Origin of the sequence: Microbacterium fluvii (genome assembly GCF_025515205.1) — a bacterium.
Classification (GTDB): domain Bacteria; phylum Actinomycetota; class Actinomycetes; order Actinomycetales; family Microbacteriaceae; genus Microbacterium; species Microbacterium fluvii.
Map to the genome: position 1 here is coordinate 331,924 of NZ_JAOPFX010000001.1, position 22,646 is coordinate 354,569.

The following is a 22,646-nucleotide window of genomic DNA, read 5'->3' on the forward strand; positions in this document are numbered from 1 at the left end:
CCGCCCTCAAACTCCTCCGACATTCCTGAGTAGCCGTTCGTTCCGGCCATGCGGCAGAAGACTTCAGCCCCTCAGCGTGGTGCGGGCCCGTTTCTTGGGAAATGGCCACCGGCAGGCAGCCCGCAGGGTGAGCGGTCAGTTCTCCCCCATCGGCAAAGACCGGGCACGAGACAGAGGCGCGGGCCATAGATAACTGTCGGCGGCGTTCGAGAACCATGCCACGACGACGGCTTGTCGCCTATCTGTCAGATTGGAGCGTCGCCGACACAAGCCGCGCTACCTGGATCGACCCACTCCTATAACCAGTACCGGTGATGCTCCGCAACCGGAGCCCTGCAGGAAAACCGACCTAGCAATCCGTAAGCACCGCACTTATAGAAAACAGGAGGTGTCGGCGAGAACCTAGACTCGCGCGAGTCGGCGAAGTGTCTTTCGGTATTCCGCGATGAATGCGTCGATCGGCAGTTTGTCGGTTCCGTAGAAGGCCGCGGAGTCGATCCCGTAATCGTCTGACAGCTGCAACTCTCGTCTCAGCTCCTTAATCCGATTGCGGGCGACCTGCCTCCCGTCGCCGCCGTACGGCAGGTTGTATCGAGCGCGCTCGGACCGGGGCCGCGTACCCAGCAATGAACGGCGATTGACGGTTACCGTTCGCTCGACCACTGCCCGGCCGCCTCGATTGCTTGTTATCTCGACGGAGCAATCGAGCGCAGTGAGTCTTCTGCGCAGCTGCGCGAATGTGATCACCCGCTCGCCAGCTTCGATACCCCGGCTGTGCTGCAGAAGCCACTGGGCCATGAGTTGCACTTCGATGTCGCTCCGGTCTCCGTTGAACTTGTTCGCGCCAAGCCGATGTCCGGCGACTCGGACTGTCCATTTGAACAGTTCATCTTGTGAGGACGTCAGAACCAGTCCGTTCTCATCCATGAACGCCATCATCGAGACCAGTGCGGTGCGCTTGTTGCCGTTGTAGAACGGGTGGTTATGGATGACTGAGTGGGCGAGGGCAGCAGCCGCCATCTCGACCGTCGGATACTTTCGAAAAGTTCCTAGGCCCGCGGAGGGGCGGGCTGCGGCGCTCGACAGCAAGTCCGTGCTCCTGACGCCAGCAGGCGCAATCGGGTCTGGGGTGTCCTTGAAGTCCTGAGCAATCTGGTGGTGAATCTGCTCAATCTCGTCCGCGGTTAGGTATCGCAGCTCCTCCCGTGCGTGGCCTATCTCACGCCACGACATCGGCTGCTTTGCCTGCGAAGCAGCGGCTGTCGCCTCCTGCGCGGCTTCCCCTCGCTGCTGTTGCAAGGCGTCACTAGCCTTCATGGCTCGCTGGAAGCGAGCGAGTGCGCCCTTCGGGAGCCTCCTGGCGTTGGGGCCGATCGTGACACCGAGAGAGGTCGCCCATACCCTCAACTCGTCGCGCGACATGCCAAGAGTGCTGGACCAATACTCGACGAGGAGGCGATCCTTGAGGGGAGCTTCCCCGCACAGCGCGAAGGCGCGTCCGCGGTCCCCGGCACGGATCTCAGAATCGGCCGACGTTGGATAATCGATTCCACCGTCCCAGAGCATTAGGAGGACGTCGTCGACCTCGAGACTAAGCGCTCTCGCGAGACCCATAGGTGTAAGGCTCTTCTTGGCCAAGGCGATCCAATGCAATCCAATTAATGCGCACCGATGCGCAAAGTCCATTCTGTCGTATGCGTCAGGCACCAGCTCGCAGCCGATCGTCGCATAGCTAGGTTCTTCTTTGCGCGGCGCGTCTGGCTCCGTATGTGCGCCTGCACTACTCGCTTGATGCTGGGGCGCGGATGAACCCGACCAAGTCAGGTGCAACTGATAGGGCGCTTAGGCGCCAAGCCCGAGGTTCGCGACTGTTGACCCGGATATCAAGGATCGTGTGTTCCGGGGTGTCGCTCCGCGTCCTCTGTCAATCGCCAGACGCGACGGCGGGAGTCGAACCCGCAACGCACCCGGATATGAGCCGGGGCCCGGGGCCGCCCGGATCGCCGCGATGTGCCCCTTGGGGGGAACGGCTCCACGCTAACCCGGGGTGCCGACAGACACCAGAAGCGTGACCTGTGATTTCGCTTTGCGACGGCGGATTACCCCGGCGGCACCGAAGGCGCGGCGCCCCGCGCGCAGAGTAACGTGATGCCATGACGACGGCGACACGGCGGGGAATCCTCGCCGTCGTCACGGGCATCGTGCTCGTCGCGCTCGGGGCGGGCCTTGCTGCAGGAGTCTCCGACGCGCTCGGCATTCGCACCGAGAGCTCCGACGTGCTGCAGTCGCATGTGCCGGCGGCGACAGCATCCGCCGTCGCGTTCACACCGCCGCCGAGCATCACCGACATCACGACGAGCGCAGACACGCCACGGATGGATGCTGCGCTCGACGAACTGCGCGACGCCCTGGCCGACGCCGGCGCCACCGAGGGCACAGCCACCCTCGCTGTCGCGTGGAGCGAAGACACCGACGACGAGACCTACCGCCTCGCCGGCGCCGCCGACACGCTGCGGATCGAGGGGGCCTCCGAGACGGCGGCCGTGCGCGGCGTGTATGACCTGGCGGCGCAGATCCGCGCGGGGCGGGCGGTCGACGAACACCTGGGGGAGGAGGTGAGCTCGCGGCTGCCGCTGCGGATGGTCGACCTCGGCGCGGTGGGCGTCACCCCCGACGAGGCGGAGTGGGCGGCGGGCGACGACTATTCGCACGCGTCGAAGGCGTTCGCGAACGCGCTGCTGCCCGAGGCGCCCTATGTCGACGAGCAGGCGCTCGCCGCAGACTTCGACGACTTCGACACGTTCCTGCGCCGGTCGTTGGCCATCGGCTACAACGCCGTCGCGTTCCCCGGCTTCGTCGAATACGTCACGTTCGACGACGCACCGGGCGGTCCCGTCTATGCCGAGGGCGACGACCATCGCGACCAGGCGCTCGCGCTGCGCGCGGCGTTCACGCCGTTCTGGGAGCGGGCGCACGAGCTCGGCATGAAGGTGTATCTGCGCACCGACATGCTCACGCTCACGACTCCGCTCGAGCAGCACCTCACCGACGAGTTCGGCTCGCTCGACACGGCGAACCCCGAGCTGTGGCAGGTGTACGCCGCGGGCCTGGATGAACTGTACGCGGCGGCTCCGACACTCGACGGCGTGCTCATCCGCATCGGCGAAGCCGGCGCCGTGTACGACGTCGAGGGGTGGGACTACTACTCGAAGCTCGCCGTCACCGAGGTCGACCAGGTGCGCGCGATGCTCACGACCCTCACGGCGCAGGCCGAGGCGACCGACAACGAGGTGATCTTCCGCACCTGGAGCGTGGGGGTGGGCGCCGTCGGCGACATGCACACCGACCCCGCCGCCTACGACGAGGTGCTCGGCGGCATCGACTCGCCGGCGCTCATCGTGTCGACCAAGTACACGCTCGGCGACTTCTACAGCTGGCTGCCGCTCAACACCACGCTGGCGAGCGGCGACCAGCGCCGCATCATCGAATTCCAGAGCCGCCGCGAGTTCGAGAACTTCGGCGCCTTCCCCAACGACCTCGGCGCCGAGTACCGCTACGCGCTGCAGACCCTGCTCGCCGAGAATCCGCACATCGAGGGCATCTGGACCTGGACGCAAGACGGCGGCCCGTGGCGCGCCGGCCCGATGACGCTCTACCTCAAGACCGGGTTCTGGCAGCTGTACGAACTGAACACGCAGGTGGCAGCATCCCTCGCCCGCGACCCCGATGCCGACACCTCGGCGCTCACGACGGGGTGGGCGCGGCAGTTCAGCGACGACCCGGCGACGGTGCACGCGATCGCCGAGGCGATGACGCACTCGCGCGAGGCGATCACGCAGGGCCTGTATATCGGCCCGTTCGCCGAGAACCGCGTCTTCGCGATCGGGCTCGAGCCGCCGCCGATGATGTGGATCTTCGAGTGGGACATCGTCACGGGCGACTCCGCCGTGCTCGACGTCATCTCGACGATCGTGGGCGATCAGGTCGACGAGGCGATCGCCGGGGGCGAGACCGCGGTCGCGGCGGCCTCCCGCATGCGCGACCTCGTCGCCGGCACCGACGCCGCGACCTGGACCGACGCCGCCCAGCGCGAGGCGTTCATCGGGGCGCTCGACTACGAAGTCGACTCTCTGCGGATGCTGGGCGCCTACCGCGCGATGATCCTGCACCAGGGCGTGTGGCACCAGACCGGCAGCGAGGCCGCGCACGCGCAGTGGCAGCGTGACCGCGACACCTTCGTCGCCCTCGCCGACGAGCACCTCGCCACCTACACCGGCGATGTCGACCACCCCGCCTACAATCTGACCGCGGCCCTCCTCGGGGTCGAGCGCGCGGACCGTGACCTGGCGATGGCGTGGCAGGCCCGGGTGATGCTCGTGCTCGCCCTCGCGTGGCTCGTGATCGGCATGTTCTCGGCCCGCACGCGCCTGGTCGCCAAGCCCGGGGCGGCGGCGGCGCGCGCCTCGTGGCTCGCCTCGACCCGCCCGTGGCGCGCCCGCGAATCGACGCTCGGCATGCTGCCGCTCGACCGCTGGCTCATGGTGCTGGTGCCGGGGGCGCTGCTGGTGGGCACCCGCGGCATCCAGACGTCGTTCCTGTCGTGGGAGCACCTGGTTGTCGTGCTCGGCGCCTGGCTGCTGTTCCTGCTCGTGGTGCGCGCGCTCATCGGCCGGCGCTCGCCGTGGCCCGTGATCGCGGCGGTGGGCGGGGTGATCGTGCTGCGGTCGATCCTGCTGCTGTTCGCCCTGTCGTTCACCGGCCCCGGCGGCTATTGGTACGCGTTCTGGACCAACCCGGCCCTGCGCACCGCCTACATCACGGTCGCGTTCGCCCTCGCGGTGTGGCTGTTCGTCGCGGCGGGGTGGGCGCTGGTGGCGCAGTTCGGCCGGCGCCGGGCGACGGGCATGGTGCTCGCGGGCGTCGGCGCGGGGCTCGCGATCCCCGCTTCGGTGATCGCGGCGACGGGCCTCGAGACGAGCCTGACCGCCTGGAACGACGGCATGGGGCTGCTGCCGTGGGGGCTGTCGCGCATCCTCGGCATCACGGTGTACCTCGAGATCCCGGGCGCCACCGCCTGGTACGCCGCGGCGGCCGGGTTCGTCGTGCTGGCCGTCGGGCTCGGGCTGGCGCTGGTGCGCGGGCGCGGGGCGCAGGTGCCGGGGGAGTAGCGCGGGTCGAGGTGGCGGATCGGCGGGGCGGAGGGGGCAGCATCCGTCACTCCGGGCGGCTTCAGCACCAGCGGTCCGACAGATGAGCGGGCCGGCGGGCCGTCAGGCGACGTCGCGCTCGCCGGCGCGCACCGGCACGCTCCAGCGGTTGCCGGCGGGCGGCAGCACGCACACGTAGTGGTCGCTGAACGCGCACGGCGGCAGGTGGGCGCGGTTGAGGTCGACCGTCACGCGTCCGTCGGCAGACGGATGCGGCAGCCGCAGAAACCGAAAGCGATAGCTCTCTGAACCGCTGGTCGCATCGGCGAAGGCCGCGAACAGCTCGTCGCCGTCTTCTTCCACGGTGAGCTGCAGCTCGGCGCCGTCGAGGGCGAACCGCACGACGCCGTCGTAGGTCGTGGCCGAGGCGTGGCCGTCGACCGAGAGGGTGTCGGCGTCTCGGGCAGCGGGCTCGAAGAACCCCTCGACGTGCAGCGCCGGGTCGTAGTCGAAGCGACGGATGCTGGTGATCCCGCGCCGCGCGGCGGCCTCCGGATCGAGCACCCGCACCGCGACCGCCCCGTCACGCGCGAAGCCGCGCAGACGCAGGTCGCCGACAGTGAGGGTCTCACCGGGCGCGAGCACGACGCGGCCCGTGGGGAGCTCGCCGGTCGCGGCACCACCGTCGGTGTGCCAGAGACCAGGTGCACCCTCGAGCGGGCGGGGCGTCTCGTCGAGCCACTGCGTCAGGGCGAGCGAGGCGAGGCCGTAGGGGCTCAGCGCCGTGTCGTCTCGGCTCGCCCGCCACAGGGCGTCGCGCTGTTCATCGTTCATCACTCCAGCCTTCCGTCGCCCGCGCGAGTGGGTGCACCGTCCGTCATCTCGCGTCATCCGAGGTCACAATCCATATTGATACACCATTGAAACATTGGGATGAATAGCATGTGCCTATGGAAGAGCGAGACAGCGCCGAGATCGACGCGCTGACGCGTGCGCTCGACGTGCATTCCCTGCGCATCCTCGTCGCGATCGACGAGCAGGGATCCATCAGCGCGGCCGCCCGCGCGCTGGGCTTCACGCAGCCCACCATCACCCAGCACGTGCAGCGCCTCGAGTCCAAGCTCGGCGCCGTGCTGGTGGCGCGCACGGCGCGCTCGGCGCGACTCACCCCGGTCGGCTCGCTGCTGGCCGCGCATGCCCCCAGGATCGACGCGACCCTCACTGCGGCGGCCACGGAGCTGGCCGGGGTGTTGGGCAGGCGCGCCGGCACGGTGCGGTTCGCCGCCCCCGGCGATGTCATCGCGACGGTCGTGGCGCCCGCCATGGGGCGGCTCGCCGTCGACCTCGACGGCATCCAGGTGAGCGTGGTCGAGGCCGCCGACGCCGCCGAGGCGATCGAGCTCGTGCGCCGAGGTCAGGCCGACATCGCGATCGGCACCGACATCGCCGCCGCCGGCACCCGCCGCGTGACCCCGCGGCGCTCCGGGCTGCGCTCGACGTTCCTGTTCGCCGAAGAGATCGTGACCCTGACGACCTCCGCGGCCGAGGCGCCGCAGGCGCGCATCGATCCGGCCCTGCTGGTCGAGCGGCCGTGGATCCGCGGAGCCGTCGCCGACGCGATCGCACAGCAGCTCGGGCGCACCGCATCCGATCGAGACATCGTCACCGACCGCCCCGACGCCGCCGTCGCCCTCGCGATGCACGGCCTCGGCGACGCCTTCGTCGCCGAGAGCGCGCTGGCCGGCGTTCGAGTGGGCGAAGGGGTGCGCGCGCTCGGACTGAGCCCCGCCTTCACGCGGCGCACGACGGCGACTGTGCTCGTCGAGGCGGCCTCGATCCCGGCCGTCGCCGCAGCCCTGCGCGTGCTCGCCGACCACCGACCCACCCCCGTCGAGATCGACGCCCTCATCGACGTGCGCCGCCGCGCCGAGGGGCACCGAACCCGATTCCGCACCGCAGCACCCAGCACCACCACCCGCACCACCGCAGCACCCCGCACCACCGCAGCACACAGCATCACCACCGCAGCACCCATTGCACCGCCCGCAGCAACACCCGACGCAGAGGAGAGTCCTGCCATGCCGTTCCCGTCCCCCGCCCGCATCGCCCAGGCCGGAGCCGTCGCCGCCACCAGCGCACTGCTGCTGGCCGCCTGCGCCAGCCCCGCCGGCCCTGCCCCCAGCGGCAGCGTCGGCGCCGACACCGGAGAAGAGATCGACAGCATCACCGTCGCCCTCCCCGGCTCGCTGTCGAACCTCTATGTCGGCCAGGAGGCCGGCATCCTCAACTACTACATCGCCTCGATCGCGCAGGAGGGCCTGGTCTCGATCGATGCGAACGGGCAGCTCCAGCCGGGTCTCGCGGAGTCGTGGGAGCAGACCGACGACGTCACCTACGTCTACGAGCTGCGTGACGACGCCGAGTTCCAAGACGGCACGCCGGTCACCGCCGACGACGTCGTCTTCAGCCTCGAGCAGGCCCGTGACGAGACCAGCTCGCCCGGCCTGTCGTACTACCTCACCAACGTCGACACGGTCGAGAAGACCGGCGACGCCGAGGTGACGATCACCCTCAACGAGCCCGACGCCGCCTTCGCCGCCAACATGAGCACCGGCGGCGCCGCCTTCATCACATCGCAGGCGTTCTGGGAGGAGCACGACGGCGCGGTGGGCACCTCCGAGTCGCTGCTGCTGGGCTCTGGCCCCTACCAGGTCACCGAGTTCGCACCCGACTCGCACGTCACGCTCGAGCGCGTCGACACGTGGTGGGGGGAGCTGCCCAAGGTCAAAGAGATCGTCGTGAACTTCGTGCCAGACGAGTCGACGCGGCTGCTGGCCGCCCAGTCGGGCGACATCGACGTGGCCTTCAACGTGCCGCTCGCGCAGGCGACGCAGTGGGAGAACCTCGACACCATGCGCGTCGAGTACGTCAACGACCTCTCTTATGTGGGTCTCTACTTCAACACGAGCGTCGCGCCCTTCGACGACCCCAAGGTGCGCGAGGCGATCGCCCACTCGGTCGACCGCGAGACGTACGTCGAGAGCCTGCTCCGCGGCCACGGCGAGGCGGCGACGGCCATCATGACGCCCGAGTCGCTGGGCAAGGCCTACTCCGCCGACGAGGCGCGGGCAAAGCTCGCCGAGATCCCGCAGTGGGACTTCGACCTCGACGCCGCGAAGGCGGCACTGGCAGCATCCACCGTTCCCGATGGATTCGAAGCAGAGCTGCTCACCCCGAACACCGGCCCGCAGCTGGGCACCGCCGCGCAGGCCCTGTCGCAGCAGCTCGCCGAGATCGGCATCACCCTGAACGTGCGCGAAGTGCCGATCGAGGAGTGGCTCGCGAGCCTCGACCCCGCCGGCGACCACGGCGTGAACTTCATGTGGTACTTCTCGACGCTCGGCGACCCCGCCGAGGTGCCCAGCTACGTCGTCGGCGCCGGCAACCCCGCCGCCTACGACAACCCCGAGATCGTCGACCTGCTCTCGCAGGCCGGTGCCGAGAGCGACCCGGCGGCCCGCATCGACCTGCTGCTGCAGGTCGAGACGCTGCAGGCGCAGGATGCTGTCAACATCCCGCTCTGGTGGGGTCAGTCGGCGACGGCGTTCGCCAACGACCTGGGCATCAACGACTACAGCTCGTTCGCGTTCATCTCGTCGTGGCCGACCCAGCTGTACCGGGCGGCCGAGTGACCGAGTCGGGTTCACTCCGAGCACGCGCATCGCGCGGGCGACCCCTGGGTCGCCTGCTCGCGGTGCGCGTGCTCGGCATGCTCGCCGTGCTGTTCGTGCTGTCGGTGCTGATCTTCTCGCTCATGCACCTGGCCCCAGGCGACATCGTCAAGAACCTGCTGGGCAACCGCCCCGCCTCGCCCGAGGCGATCGCCGCCGTGCGGGCGCAGTACCGCCTCGATGACCCGCTGCCGGTGCAGTACCTCTCGTGGCTCGGCGGCGTCTTCACCGGCGACCTCGGCCAGTCGATCCGCCTGCAGGTGCCGGTCACTGTCGCGATCGGCAGTCGGATGGGGCTCACCCTGGCCCTCTGCGGCCTCGCCTTCGCCATCGCGCTCGTGGTCGCCGTGCCGCTGGGTGTGCGCAGCGCCGTGCGGGCGGGCGGCGTCGTCGACCGCGTCGCCAACGGCTTCGCGATCATCGGGCTGAGCGCCCCGACCTTCGCGGTGGGCCTCCTGCTGCTGTATGTCTTCGCCTACTACCTGCGCATCTTTCCGGTCTACGGCGCCGGCGACGGCGGCCTCGACACCCTGTGGCACCTCGTGCTGCCGGCCGTCACCCTCGCGCTCGGCCTCGGCGCAATCGTGCTCAAGCTCACCCGCACCGCCATGATCCGCGAGCTCGAGAGCGACTACGTCACCTTCGCGCGCGCCCGCGGCATCGGCGAACGCGCCGTCGAGCGCATCGCGCTGCGGGGGGCGGCCATCCCCATCGTCACCGGTGCGAGCCTCGTGCTCACCTTCCTCGTCGGCGGCACCGTGCTCGCCGAGACGACCTACGCCCTGCCGGGCCTCGGCACCCTCCTCCAGGACTCCGTGCTGTTCAAAGACATCGCCGTCGTGCAGTCGCTCACCCTGCTCATCGCCGTCGTCATCGCCGTGATCGCGCTGCTGGCCGACCTCGCCTACCTCATGCTCGATCCGCGCCTTCGGCGAACGGGGGTGCCGGCATGACCGCCGCCCTCACGCTGCTGCGCGCGACCCGCCCCCGCCGCCGGGCCCTGCCCGTCTCGGTGGTGCTGTCGCTCGGGCTGCTCGTGCTCGTCGTGCTCGCGGTGCTGTTCGGCGGGATGCTGTACCCCGACGCCATGCGGCAAGACATCCTCTCGGCACTTCTGCCCGCAGGAGCCGACGGGCATCCGCTCGGCACCGACGAACTCGGCCGCGACGTCTGGGCGATGACCGTCGCCGGAGCGTCGTCGGCGCTCGTCGGGCCGGTCTGCGTCGCGATCGGATCGATGATCCTCGGCATCGTGCTCGGCACCCTGGCCGGCTACGAGCGCGGCTGGCTCGACACCGTCATCAGCCGCTGGACCGACCTGCTGCTGGCCCTTCCCGTGCTGCTGGCCGCCATCGTCGTGTCTGGGCTGTTCGGCGGCGGCTACTGGGTGACCGTGGCGCTGCTCGTGCTGCTGTTCTCGCCCAGCGACATCCGCATCGTGCGCGCCGGCGTGCTCGAGCAGAGCGCGCGCCCCTATATCGAGGCGGCGCGGATGCTGTCGCTCTCGCGGTGGCGCGTGATGTTCCGGCACATCCTGCCCAACGTCTCGGTGCTCGTGATCACCAACGTCATGCTCAACATCGCCTTCGCGCTCGTCGCGTTCTCGTCGCTGTCGTTCCTGGGCGTCGGGGTCTCCCCAGGCACCGCCGACTGGGGGCGCCAGCTCACCGACAACCGCGCCATCATGTTCGACAATCCGGCGGCCGTCGTCGTGCCGGCCCTGCTCATCATCCTGGTCGCCTCGGCGGTCAACCTCGTGGGCGACTGGGCGGGGCAGCGGCTCTCGCAGGCGGGGAGGCTCACGTGAGCGGGGTCAGCATCCGGGGGCTTCGGGTGATCGGCCCCGAGCGCGAGATGGTCGCCGCTCTTGATGCCGAGATCGCGCCCGGCCACACCCTCGCCGTGATCGGCGAATCGGGCAGCGGCAAGACCCTCACCGCCAAGGCGCTCGTGGGGCTGCTGCCCCGCGGGTTCCGCGCCGAGGGCGCGGCCTCAGTGGCGGGGCGGGAGCTGCCGCTGGCCACGACCGGGTCGGCATGGCGCGCCGTTCGCGGCGGCACGGTCGCGCTGCTGCTGCAAGACCCCTTCACGAGCCTGTCGCCCGTGCACCGCTGCGGCGACCAGATCGCCTGGACCGTCGAGGCTGCCACCGGCGCGCGGCTTAGCCGCGCGGCCCGACTCGAGACGGCCGTCGCGCGCCTGGCCGAGGTCAAGCTGCCGCCCGAGGTCGCCCGCGCCTACCCGCATCAACTCTCCGGCGGCATGCGCCAGCGCGTCGCGATCGCGGCGGCCCTGGCCGCCGACCCCGAGCTGCTCATCGCCGACGAGCCGACCACGGCCCTCGACGCGTCGAACCAGGCGGAGATCCTCGATCTGCTGCGTGCGCTGCAGCAGCGGCGGCAGCTCAGCGTCGTGCTCATCTCGCACGACCTGGGGCTCGTCCGCGGCCGCACCGACGACGTGCTCGTCATGCGCCACGGCGAGGTCGTGGAGCGCGGCCGCACGGCCGACGTGCTGGCTGCGCCGCAGCATCCGTACACCCGTGCGCTGATCGCGGCCGACCCGGTGCTGGCCGCCGGTGCTGCGCCGGTCGTGCGGGATGTTCCCACCGGCCCGGCGCTGGTCGAGGTCTCGTCGCTCGTGAAGCAGTTCGGCGCGCGCACGGTGCTCGACGACGTGGCGCTGCGCATCGGCGAGGGCGAGATCGTCGGCGTCGTCGGAGAGTCGGGGTCGGGCAAGTCGACCCTCGCCCGCTGCATCGCCGGGCTCGAGCAGGAAGATGCCGGAACGATCACGTTCGCAGGCTCCGCCCTCGCCCCCGGCCGCGCGTCGCGCACGCCGGCGCAGATGCAGATCGTGTTCCAAGATCCTTACTCGTCGCTGAACCCGATGATGTCGATCGGGGCGATCCTGCGCGAGGCGCTCGCCGTGGCGAAGCGGCCGGCATCCGATGTCGCCGAGCTGCTCGAGACGGTGGGGCTCCCCGCCGAGTTCGCCGCCAAACGCCCCGCCGAGCTGTCGGGCGGTCAGCGGCAGCGCGTCGCGATCGCCCGGGCGCTGGCGCCGCGCCCGCGGCTGCTCATCTGCGATGAGTCGGTGTCGGCGCTGGATGTGTCGGTGCAGGCGGCGATCCTCGAGCTCATCGGGCGCCTGCGCGACGAGCTCGGCCTGTCGGTGCTGTTCATCTCGCACGACCTCGCCGTCGTGCGCATGCTCGCCGACTCGGTCGCCGTGCTGTGGGAGGGGCGCGTCGTCGAGACCGGCCCCTGCGCGCAGGTGCTGCACGACCCCGCCCACGACTACACCCGCATGCTGGTGGCCGCCGCCGCCCGCGAGAACACCTCGACCCGAGAGGACTGACGTGTCGGTCGCCCCGCTCACCGTCTCTGCCCAGCCCGCCGTCGGCGCGCTCCTGGATCAGGCCATCGAGGCCGTGGGGGAGCCGCGCGCCGAGCGCTGGCGCATCGACCGCACCGGGTATCGGCCCGAGCTCGTGGCGGCTCACGCCGGCGACGGCACGCTCGTCGGCGTCGCACTCACGACCGGTCGCCCCGCGACGGCGGCCACCAAGATCGTCGACGTGTGGGCGGCGGATGCGGGGGCCGCAGCATCCGTCATCGATGCGGTCGTCGCGCGTGCGCGACTGCGCGACGACGCCGTGGTCAAGTGGGAGCTCGCGCCGGGGCTGTCGCTGCCCTCGGCTGCTGTCGGGTTCGCGCCGATGCGCGAGCCGTGGGCCGCGGTGGGCACGGAAGACGTGCGCGGGTTCGCGCGGTGGCTGATCGAGGTGCCCCACGTCGAGCCCGGGTACTACGCGCAGACCACGATGTTCACGTGCGGGGCCGTGGCCGCGCTCATCGCGGCGGACGCCGGCGGGGTCTCGGGCTTCGGTGGGGCGGGGGATCGAGACCTCGAGCTGGAGTTCTGGCGCCGGGCGAGCAACTTTCCCGCGTGCGAGCCGGTCGGCCTCGCCGTCGCGCTGGCCGAGCGGGTCGGCTCGGGCGTCGAGGTCGCGCTCGACCACGACGGGCCCGTGCTGCTGGAGAGCTACGACGGGTTCGATCGGGCGTTCCGCGCCGAGCTGCAGGCCGAGTCGGTGCGCCGCGCCGGCGAGCTGGGCGTGCCGCTGCGGCGCGACCGGGTGGGCGTCGACGAGATCGCCCGCCGCGTGGGGGCGGGGGAGCGCGCGCTGCTGCTGATCGACGAGGAGCCCATGCACGGCGAGCACGGCCCGCACTGGATCGTCGCGCACGCCGCCGCCGGCGACCTCGTGCTCGTGCAGGAGCCCTGGATCAACCGCGCCACCGGTGAGACCTGGGTCGACGCGCACGACCTGCCCATCCGCCTGGCCGACCTCGAGCGGCTGGTCACCTGGAGCGAGTCGGGCTACCGGGGCGTGGTGTTCGCGGGCTGAGGGTCGGACAGGTGTGGTTGCGGTTCAGGTGTCGGATGCGGCGACCGGAGCAGGCAGCATCCGCCGCTCTCGTGTCGCTGCGCCCCAGCGGTCCGACAGATGGACGGTCGGGGCAGGGCTGAGCGGGGCCAGGGTGTTGTGCTCGGGTGTTGTGCTCGGGTGCGGTTGCGGTCCAGGTATCGGATGCGGCGACCTGGGCAGGCAGCATCCGTCACTTTCGTGTCGCTGCGCCCCAGCGCTCCGACAGATGGACGGGCGCGGGCTCAGAGGGTGCGGTCGAACGCGCCGTCGCGGGTCGAGACGATGTCTTTGCCGAGCGGCATGAGCGAGATCGGCACCATCTTGAAGTCGGCGATCGCCAGCGGGATGCCGATGATCGTGATGCACAGCGCGATCCCCGAGGCGATGTGGGCGAGGGCGAGCCACCAGCCGGCGAGGATCACCCAGATCACGTTGCCGAGGAACGAGCCCACGCCCGCCGTCGGCTTCGACACGATCTGGCGGCCGAACGGCCAGATCGCGTAGTTCGCCGTGCGGAACGACGCGATCGCCCACGGGATCGTGATGATCGGGATGAGCAGCAGCACCCCCGCCAGCACATAGCCGAGGAACAGCCAGAAACCGGCGAAGACCAGCCAGATGATGTTCAGAAGCGTGCGCATGGGGCGATTCTCTCAGGAGCGGATGCCGGGCGGCATCCCTTCGACCTCGCCCTCGCCCTCGCCCGAGGCGAGGAGATCGCGGCAGGCGAGGGCGGATTGCGGGGATTCGGTCCTCGCTTCGCGAAACCTCCTCGCCTCGAGCGAGGGCGGGCGGATGCTGCGGAGCACCGGTCAGGGCCGGGCAGCCCGCCGCTGGGCGTGACGCAGCAGGCCGACGAGGCCCGTGACGAGCACGAGCGCCCCCATGCCGAGCAGCCCGTAGGCGACGGCGCTGCCGGCGTCGAGGGTCTCGATCCACGACATGGCGGCGGTGCGACTGCCGGGGTCGCCGAGCGTGCGCAGCGCGATCAGCGCGATCGCGGCGAAGACGGCGCCCCACACGATGCCCGCCCAGCGGATGCGCGGCCGGGGCAGGGCGGTGTCGTCGTCGGGGGCGGCATCCGTCGCCTCATCGGGCGCCTGCGCGTTCAGCTCGAGAGTCTGTTCGATGTCGCTCATGATGCGTCCTCCTCCGCGGCTTCGACCAGGTAGATGCTGATCGATCCGGATGTCTGGTCGAGCGTGACCTGCTGCCGCGTGGTGGGCTCATCGACCGTCGAGAAGCGGTCGTCGAGAGCGAACCGACCGTCGGCGGTCGGGGTGGTCTCGACGCGTTCGACATCGACCGTCGCCCCGTCGGCCCGCTCGCGGTAGAGCTGCACCCAGGCATCGCCGAGGGTGGCCGTCAGATGCACCTCGACGCCCGCCTCGATGCGGATCTCGGTCGTGCCGGTGCCTTTGCGCACGGTGATCGGCTCGCCCTCGCCACCCGTGTCGAGCACGGTGATGCCGAGCCAGCCGAACGGCTGCGCGACGCTGGTGCGCTCGGGGGCCGCGTTGGAGATCCAGGTGTCGCCGAGCACGAGGTTCTTGCCGAGCGGGAGGGCGGCGACGCCTGCTCCGACCACGAGGAGCACGATCGCGACGAATGCGAGGAATCCGCTCCGGCGGCGCAGGGCGCCGGCAGCGAACATGCCGAGGCCGACCACCAGCGTCGCGCAGAACAGGCCCATCGCCGGGGCGAACGACCGGTCGGCGGCGGGCACCGACAGGGCCGTCACGGCTCCGAGCACGGCAGCCGCGCCGAGCACGACGGCGACGAACGCGGCGCTCGTGCGAGGGCTCGTCGCCCGGCGCACCCGCCGCCGCTCGGCCGCTTCTGCGGAGAACTGCGCGCCGTGCGCGTGGCGCTCGCGGCGCGCCTGCTCGCGGGCCGCGCGTGCGGCATCCTGCTGCTCCCGTCGCCACTGCGCGTCTTGCGCACGCCAGGCGGCGTGCTGCTCGCGCCAGGCCGCGAGCTCGTCGCTCGCCTGCTGCGCGTCGATCGGCGCCGAGTCGTCGATCGGCGCGGCGTCGTCGTACGGCTCGGCGCCTGAGTCTGAGGAGGCGATGGATGCCGGCTCGGTGGCGGCAGCATCCATCGCCTCGTCCTCCACCGTCGGATCCGCCCCCGAAGCGGACTCGTCGATGGAGGAGTCCGGGGCCTCGGATGCTGCGGAAGCCGTTCGCAGATCCGGCACAGGGGCACCCGGGGCACGGCGTGCGGAACGCACGATGAAGAAGACGAGACCGGCGATGACGGCGAGCCCGAGCACGCCGAAGAAGGCGAAGACGATCGCGCCGCGGGGATCGGCGAAGAGGGCGAGCGTGGGCAGCCCGAGCGCCACGGCGAGCGGCGCGGGGAGCAGCCCGGCGACGGCGAACAGCACGATGCCGATCGATGCGGCGGAGAAGCGTCCGCGCAGGGCGTCTTGCAGGTGGATGCGCCCGCCGAGGTCGGGGAGCACCGCCCACGCGACGGCGTACGCGAGAAGCGCCGGCAGCCCGAAGAGGGCGGTGACGACCAGGATGCCTCTGACGATCAGGGGATCGATGCGCAGCCGAGCGGCGACACCCGCGGCCACGCCGCCGATCCAGCCGTCGCCGCGCACGATGCCGATGCCCGAGGTCCACGCGAAGAAGCGGTTCGAGCGCGGCGGGGCGAGAGGCGGTGGGCCGGGGTCGGCCACGGCGGTGGTGGTCATGGATCGATCCTCTCGACAGGCCCGCCGCGCTGCCATGGGGGGATCCCCTGACTGACCCCTGATTCCCGCGGCCGCGCGTTCGCGGCGGCGACGCGGAGTGATTGGATGGCGGCATGTCGTCCGGTCCGCTCGTCTCCGCCGTGCGCCCCGCGCGCCCGCCGCGTCCTCCGCGCCCGCCCCGCATCGCCGCGGCCCCGCGCCCCGCGCTCGTGCGCCCGCGGGAATGCGCCGTCTCGGGCGTCTCGGCGGGGCTCGCCCGTCACCTCGGTGCCCCGGTCTGGGCGATCCGGGCGCTGTTCGTCGCGCTCGTTCCCGCTCTCGGGGCCGGCGTGCTGCTGTATGCGTGGTGCTGGGCGCTGATGCCGTGGGAGGCCGGGTCGCAGACGCCCGCCCGCCGAGCGCCCGTGGCGTGGATGCTGGTGGGCACGGCCGCGGTGCTGACGATCGTGGCGATGCCGATGCTGTCTGCGCTGTCGTCGCAGGGGTGGGTGGAAGGCTACGTGCCCTTCGGCGAGCTCAGCCTGACGGCCGTCACGGTCGTGCTCGTCGCGGCGATCGTCGCGCTGTCGGTGACGGCGGCGAGCTGGGCGACCTTCATCGATCGAGGCGACCCGAACCGAGGGCCGCGGCAGTCCGCGGCGGTGCGGTGGTCTGCCGCGGGCGTGCTGGCCGTGCTGCTGACGGTGTGCTGGCTCGCCCAGGGGCTGCGGGTGGTCGGCGTCGGCGTGCTCGTGCTCGGCCTGCTGCCGCTGGCCGGCATCCTGCTGATCGTGCTGGCCCCGCTCGCGGGTGCCTGGCGCGACCTCTCCGGAGAGCGGATCAAGCGCATCCGCGAGGAGCAGCGCGCCGAGATGGCCGCCCACCTGCACGACTCGGTGCTGCAGACGCTGGCGCTGATCCAGAATCGCTCAGGGGCATCGAGCGAGGTCTCGCGCCTGGCCAGGGCGCAGGAGCGCGAGCTGCGGGCCTGGCTCTACGACGGCGACGCGCCCGCCGACAGCGATCTGCCCACCGACCTGCGCGACTACGCCGGCGCGCTCGAACTCGACTACCCCGTGCGCATCGACGTCGTGTCGGCGGGCCTGTCGACCGAGCGCGCGAGCGGCGAGGTCGCCGCAGCGGCACGCGAGGCCATGCTCAACGCCGCGCGTCACGCCGGCGGCGAGGTCTCGGTCTACATCGAGGGCAGCGAGCGCGGCGTCGACGTCTATGTGCGCGACCGCGGAGCGGGATTCGACGTGGATGCCGTCGCCGACGACCGGCTCGGTGTGCGCCAGTCGATCGTCGGGCGCATGCGCAGGGTCGGCGGGTCGGCGACGGTGAAGTCCGGCGAGGGCGGCACCGAGGTGCATCTGAGCTTCACGGCGGGAGATGCCCGTGGCTGACAGCATCCGCGTCGTGATCGTCGACGACCATTCGATCTTCCGGTCGGGCCTGCGCAGCGACCTCGACCCGGCGATCGTCGTGGTCGGCGAGGCGGCGGACGTGCCCGCCGCGCTCGCCGTGATCGCCGACACGCGGCCCGACGTCGTGCTGCTCGACGTGCATCTGCCCGGCGGCGACGGCACCGGCGGCGAAGAGGTGATCCGCGGCAGCGGCGGGGTGGCGACCCGCTTTCTCGCGCTGAGCGTGTCGGACGCGGCCGAAGACGTCGTGCGGGTGATCCGCGCGGGGGCGCGGGGGTACATCACGAAGGGATCGTCGGCGGCCGAGGTGAGCCGGGCGGTTCAGACCGTCGCAGGCGGCGATGCCGTGTTCTCGCCGCGGCTCGCGGGATTCGTGCTCGATGCGTTCGGCGCCGTCGTCGGCGAGACGGCCACCGTCGACGACGAGCTCGACCGACTGTCTGCGCGGGAGCAGGAGGTCATGCGCCTCATCGCGCGCGGCTACGCCTACAAAGAGGCCGCGGCCGAGCTCTACATCTCGATCAAGACCGTCGAGACGCACGTCTCGGCGGTGCTGCGCAAGCTCCAGCTGTCGTCGCGGCACGAGCTGACGGTGTGGGCGTCGGAGCGACGCCTGCTCTGAGGCTGCAGGCCACGGCATCCGACTCGCCCTCGCCCTCGCCCGAGGCGAGGAGATTGCGGCGGGCGAGGGCGGATTGTGGGGATTCGGCCCTCGCTCCGCGAGATCTCCTCGCCTGAAGCGAGGGCGGGCGGATGCTGCGCCGGCGGCCGGGCCCGAGGCTCGGGTGTCGGGGCTCGCGCCTAGACTTGATGAGACATGAGCGACCCCATCAAGCCCGTCATCGTGGGCGCCACACCCGCCGGAGCCCGCCCCGACGAAGACCTGCTCGAGGGGCTCAACCCGCAGCAGCGCGAAGCGGTGACCTATCGCGGCCAGGCGCTGCTGATCGTCGCCGGAGCCGGGTCGGGCAAGACCAGTGTGCTGACGCGCCGCATCGCGTCGCTGCTGCGCGGACGAGAGGCGTGGCCCAGCCAGATCCTCGCGATCACCTTCACCAACAAGGCCGCAGGCGAGATGCGCGAGCGCGTCGAGCAGCTGGTGGGCGACAGTGCGCGCGGCATGTGGATCTCGACGTTCCACTCGGCGTGCGTGCGGATCCTGCGCCGCGAGGCCGAGCAGTTCGGGTTCACCAAGAGCTTCACGATCTACGACTCGGGCGACTCGCGTGCGCTCATCAAGCGCCTGGTCAAGCAGCACGAGGCCGATGCCTACGGCCTCACCCCGGCCGCCGTGCAGGGCAAGATCTCGAAGCTCAAGAACGAGTTGGCGGATGCCGAGAGCTACGCCCGCACGGCGAACCTCTCCGACCCCGCCGAGCGCCTGTTCGTCGAGATCTTCGGCGACTATCAGCGCGAGCTGCAGAAGGCCAACGCCTTCGACTTCGACGATCTCATCGGGCAGACGGTGTTCCTGTTCCGGGCCTTCCCGCACGTCGCCGACGTATACCGGCGGCGGTTCCGCCACATCCTCGTCGACGAGTATCAAGACACCAACCACGCGCAGTACGCGCTGATCCACGAGCTGACCCGGCCCGTGGTGGGCGCAGCATCCGAGCCGTATGCCAGCGGCGGCATGATGATCTTCGAGGCCGACCAGGCGCCCGAGCTCGAGGGGGCGTCGCTGACCGTCGTGGGCGACTCCGACCAGTCGATCTACGCCTTCCGCGGCGCCGACATCCGCAACATCAGCGAGTTCGAGCGCGACTTCCCGGGGGCGAAGGTGGTGCTGCTCGAGCAGAACTACCGGTCGACGCAGAACATCCTGAGCGCCGCCAACGCCGTGATCGGCCACAACTTCGACCGCAAAGACAAGAAGCTGTGGACCGACGTGGGCGAGGGCGAGAAGATCGTCGGCTTCACCGGCTATTCGCAGCACGATGAGGCCCAGTTCGTCGCCGACGAGGTCGAGACACTTCGCCGGGGCGGCCTCGACTATTCGCAGATGGCGATCTTCTACCGCACCAACTCGCAGTCGCGTGCGCTGGAAGAGATCCTCATCCGCGCCGCCGTGCCCTACAAGATCATGGGCGGCACCAAGTTCTATGAGCGCGCCGAGATCAAAGACGCCCTCGCCTACCTGATCGCCGTCGCCAATCCCGCCGACGAGATGGCGATGCGTCGCATCATCAACCGGCCGCGGCGCGGCATCGGCGACGTGACCATCGAGACGATCGCCCGCTACGCCGCCGACGAGCAGATCACCTTCCGCGATGCGCTCGCCAATGCCACCTCGCTCGGGGTCGGCCCCAAGATCCAGACCGCGATCACGCACCTCGACGCCGTTCTCGTGGAGGCGGCGGAGATCATGCTGCCCGCCTCGGGCGAGGTCGCCCCGCCGACGTCGGTGGCCGACGGCCTCAACGTGCTGCTGAACAAGAGCGGCTACCGCGACGCACTGCGCGCGAGCAAAGACGCGCAGGATGAGGCGCGGCTCGAGAACCTCGACGAGCTCGTCGCGGTCGCCCGCGAGTTCGCCCGCAATAACCCCGAGGGCACGCTGCTCGACTTCTTGACCGAGGTATCGCTGGTCGCAGACGCCGACGACCTCGACGACGCGTCGGGCTCGGTCTCGCTCATGACGCTGCACACGGCGAAGGGTCTCGAGTACGACGCCGTCTTCCTCACCGGCGTCGAGGAAGACCTCATTCCGCACCGCATCTCGGCGGGCGAGCCCGGCGGCCCGCAGGAGGAGCGGCGCCTCTTCTACGTCGGCATCACGCGTGCGCGCAAGCGCCTCTACCTCTCGCTCGCGATGACCCGCGCGCAGTTCGGCGAGGTGTCGGTGGCGATGCCCAGCCGCTTCCTGCAGGAGATCCCGGTGGACCTCATGCACTGGCGCCAGTCGCCGGGAGATGTCAACTCGCGCGGTGGCACGCAGTCGCGCGCGCTGAACGCGCGCCGCGGGTTCAGCGGCGGCTCGGGCGGTGGGCGCTACGGCGACGACCTCGTGCCGTTGCCCCGCCGCGAGAAGCCCGCGGGCGACCTCAGCCAGTTCGCCAATCGCATCCCGGCGAAGGTGCGCGACAACGGCGACATGGTCTTGGGCCCGGGTGACCGCATCCGTCACGACGATTTCGGCGAAGGACGCGTGGATGCCGTCACCGGCGAGGGCGCGAAGCGCGTCGCCCATGTGCGGTTCGACTCGGCAGGTGCCAAGAAGCTGCTGATCAAGATCGCCCCGATCGAGAAGCTGTAGATCGACTCCCCGCGCAACGCTTCCTGCTCGCATAGCAATCTGATAGATATGTGGCGAGGGGACCGGGCACTGATGCCCGGCGTCGGCCGAACCCCCGGACGGTCGACAGAGAGGATGGGATGCTCGTTCTCGCGCGTGCGCGGTCGCTGCGAGTGATCGTTCGGTTCGTCGTCGCGTCGCTGCTCGGTTCGCTATGGGTGTTCGGGGCGGCTGCACCCGTCGCCCCCGAAAGCGCCTCGATCTCCGGACGTGTGGAGTTTCCGGTCGGTGTCAGCACCGCCGAGGGGCAGACCTTCGTGGCGCTCTATTACTCGCACAGCCCGACTTGGTCGCTTTCGGAGACGGCGGTCGGGGCCGACGGGTCGTACACGATCAGTGGACTTGCGGCGGGAACGTATCTGGTCGAGTTCCGCTCCTCGGATCGAGCCGTGCTCGATGAGTGGTGGAACGGAGCGGAAGACGATGCCGACGCAGCCACCCGCATCGTCCTGCGTGCGGGAGAGACACGCTCACGCGTCGACGTGGTGCTGGAGGAGTCTGCGGTGCTCTCCGGCACGGTCTCGGTTCCCGACGGGGTAGACCGAGCGCAGGGGTCGACCGATGTCATCCTTCGTGGTGTCGATGGCGGGGGCACCTCATACACCGTGGGCGCCGACGGCGGCTTCCGTTTCATGGGTGTGAGGCCGGGGACGTATCGACTTGAGGTTCGCTCGTTCGACCTGCCGGTGCTGGACCAGTGGTGGGACGGTGGCGACGACTACAGCCACGCCACCCCGATCACACTCGGAACGGCCGAGAAACGAAGCGACATCCTCGTCACGCCCGCCCGGTCCGCGATCATCTCCGGCACCGTGACACTCCCGGAGGGGATCGACCCGGAGGTCGGGTCCACAACGGTTCTGGCGAGAACACTCGACGATCGGCTGCTCGGCTCGGCTTTCGTCGAGCGGGACGGGACGTACACGATCATCGGCCTGCCTCCGGGCCCGGTGAAGCTGAAGTTCGTCTCGAGCGGACGGCAGGTCGCCACCGAGTGGTGGCAGGATCAGCCTGACCTCGCATCGGCGACGGTTCTCAACCTCGCTCCCGAAGAGGTGAGGAACGATGTCGACGCGACGCTGGGCCCGGGGGCATCGATCAGCGGCTCTGTGCAGCTTCCGGACGGCGTGGACGGGAACTCGGGCACTGTCTGGGTATACGCCTACGCGGTGGGTGCACCGGAAAAGGCTGCCGCATCGACTTCCGTGAGGGGGAGCGACGGCTGGTTCTCCTTCCACGGGCTGACCCCGGGTGAGTACAAGCTCCAGTTCGTCCCCCAGAATCTCGCGGCCGTCGGCGAGTGGTGGCGTGATGCGCGCGACTTCTCCTCGGCGACAGTCATCGCCCTCGCGCCGGGGCAGGCGCGTGAAGCGGTGGATGCAGTGCTGTCGTCGCCGCCGCCCGCGACGCTCACGACGGCGACGCCGACGATCTCGGGCACGATCGCGTACGGGTCGACGTTGACGGCGAAGCCGGGTTCGTGGACGAGCGGCACGACCTTCACGTACCAGTGGTACGCGTCGGGCAAGGCGATCTCGGGGGCGACGAAGTCGACCTTCACGCTCGCTTCGGCGCAGAAGGCGAAGACGATCACCGTGAAGGTGACCGGTAAGAAGTCCGGTTACACGACGGTGTCGAAGACTTCGAAGGCCACGGCGAAGGTCGCGACGGTGGCGACGCCGAAGATCAGCGGCACGGCGAAGGTCGGCAAGAAGCTGACCGCGAAGCCGGGCACGTGGACGAGCGGCACGAAGTTCACGTACCAGTGGTACGTCGGCGGCAAGGCGATCTCGAAGGCGACGAAGTCCACCTTCACGCTGACCAAGAGCCAGAAGGGCAAGACGATCACGGTGAAGGTGACCGGCAAGAAGTCGGGCTACGCCACGGTCGCCAAGACCTCGAAGGCCACCGGCAAGGTGTAGCGCCCC

At 70.3% G+C, this 22,646-nt stretch carries 15 protein-coding genes and 1 tRNA gene; 10 read left to right on the forward strand and 6 right to left on the reverse strand.

From position 1 onward, the window contains the following. Positions 1-402 precede the first annotated feature (402 nt). Entirely contained in the window at positions 403-1,638 is a 1,236-nt protein-coding gene (locus OAW74_RS01550; RefSeq protein ID WP_262872571.1) for a type II toxin-antitoxin system death-on-curing family toxin, read from the reverse strand. 297 nt (positions 1,639-1,935) lie between these two features. Further along, positions 1,936-2,008, reverse strand: a tRNA-Met gene (locus tag OAW74_RS01555). Positions 2,009-2,153: 145 nt separating this feature from the next. Here OAW74_RS01555 and OAW74_RS01560 point away from each other — a divergent pair. Next, positions 2,154-5,168: a hypothetical protein gene (locus tag OAW74_RS01560; RefSeq protein ID WP_262872572.1), complete on the forward strand. Its 3,015-nt coding sequence runs from the start codon at positions 2,154-2,156 to the stop codon at positions 5,166-5,168. Between the two features lie 102 nt (positions 5,169-5,270). Here OAW74_RS01560 and OAW74_RS01565 read toward each other — a convergent pair whose 3' ends face one another. Continuing rightward, complete coding sequence (locus OAW74_RS01565; RefSeq protein WP_262872573.1) at positions 5,271-5,981, reverse strand: DUF1684 domain-containing protein; 711 nt, start codon at positions 5,979-5,981, stop codon at positions 5,271-5,273. A 116-nt stretch (positions 5,982-6,097) separates the two neighbouring features. Between OAW74_RS01565 and OAW74_RS01570 the strand changes: the two genes are divergently transcribed. The 5 genes from OAW74_RS01570 (at position 6,098) to OAW74_RS01590 (ending at position 13,292) form a co-directional block, all read left to right on the forward strand. After that, complete coding sequence (locus tag OAW74_RS01570) at positions 6,098-8,839, forward strand: ABC transporter substrate-binding protein (RefSeq protein ID WP_262872574.1); 2,742 nt, start codon at positions 6,098-6,100, stop codon at positions 8,837-8,839. A gap of 62 nt (positions 8,840-8,901) precedes the next feature. After that, complete coding sequence (locus OAW74_RS01575; protein WP_262872575.1) at positions 8,902-9,831, forward strand: ABC transporter permease; 930 nt, start codon at positions 8,902-8,904, stop codon at positions 9,829-9,831. Next, positions 9,828-10,685 carry an ABC transporter permease gene (locus tag OAW74_RS01580; RefSeq protein ID WP_262872576.1) on the forward strand — a complete coding sequence of 286 codons (858 nt, stop codon included), beginning with the start codon at positions 9,828-9,830 and terminating at the stop codon, positions 10,683-10,685. Before OAW74_RS01575 ends, OAW74_RS01580 begins: the two co-directional genes overlap by 4 nt. After that, a complete protein-coding gene (locus tag OAW74_RS01585; protein WP_262872577.1) occupies positions 10,682-12,238 on the forward strand; it encodes a dipeptide ABC transporter ATP-binding protein in 1,557 nt (518 codons plus the stop codon). The genes OAW74_RS01580 and OAW74_RS01585 overlap by 4 nt, the downstream gene beginning before the upstream one ends. Before the next feature lies 1 nt (position 12,239). Continuing rightward, entirely contained in the window at positions 12,240-13,292 is a 1,053-nt protein-coding gene (locus tag OAW74_RS01590; RefSeq protein ID WP_262872578.1) for a peptidase C39 family protein, read from the forward strand. Between the two features lie 263 nt (positions 13,293-13,555). Here OAW74_RS01590 and OAW74_RS01595 read toward each other — a convergent pair whose 3' ends face one another. The 3 genes from OAW74_RS01595 to OAW74_RS01605 form a co-directional block, all read right to left on the reverse strand. Beyond that, on the reverse strand, positions 13,556-13,954 hold the full coding sequence (locus OAW74_RS01595; protein ID WP_262872579.1) for a YccF domain-containing protein: 399 nt from the start codon (positions 13,952-13,954) through the stop codon (positions 13,556-13,558). 171 nt (positions 13,955-14,125) lie between these two features. Then, a complete protein-coding gene (locus OAW74_RS01600) occupies positions 14,126-14,452 on the reverse strand; it encodes a hypothetical protein (RefSeq protein ID WP_262872580.1) in 327 nt (108 codons plus the stop codon). Beyond that, entirely contained in the window at positions 14,449-16,017 is a 1,569-nt protein-coding gene (locus tag OAW74_RS01605; RefSeq protein WP_262872581.1) for a PspC domain-containing protein, read from the reverse strand. The genes OAW74_RS01600 and OAW74_RS01605 overlap by 4 nt, the downstream gene beginning before the upstream one ends. 113 nt (positions 16,018-16,130) lie before the next feature. On the opposite strand from OAW74_RS01605, the gene OAW74_RS01610 reads away from it, so the two are divergent. The 4 genes from OAW74_RS01610 to OAW74_RS01625 all read left to right on the forward strand — a co-directional run bounded on the left by OAW74_RS01610 (position 16,131) and on the right by OAW74_RS01625 (position 22,640). Continuing rightward, the gene (locus OAW74_RS01610) at positions 16,131-17,402 is read left to right on the forward strand and encodes an ATP-binding protein (RefSeq protein WP_262872582.1); all 1,272 of its coding nucleotides are present in this window, start codon (positions 16,131-16,133) and stop codon (positions 17,400-17,402) included. Further along, a complete protein-coding gene (locus OAW74_RS01615) occupies positions 17,389-18,045 on the forward strand; it encodes a response regulator (RefSeq protein ID WP_262872583.1) in 657 nt (218 codons plus the stop codon). Before OAW74_RS01610 ends, OAW74_RS01615 begins: the two co-directional genes overlap by 14 nt. Positions 18,046-18,240: 195 nt before the next feature. Beyond that, positions 18,241-20,679 carry an ATP-dependent helicase gene (locus OAW74_RS01620; RefSeq protein WP_262872584.1) on the forward strand — a complete coding sequence of 813 codons (2,439 nt, stop codon included), beginning with the start codon at positions 18,241-18,243 and terminating at the stop codon, positions 20,677-20,679. A gap of 119 nt (positions 20,680-20,798) precedes the next feature. Next, positions 20,799-22,640 (forward strand): carboxypeptidase-like regulatory domain-containing protein, encoded by a 1,842-nt coding sequence (locus OAW74_RS01625; protein ID WP_262872585.1) that lies wholly within the window; start codon positions 20,799-20,801, stop codon positions 22,638-22,640. Positions 22,641-22,646: the final 6 nt, after the last annotated feature.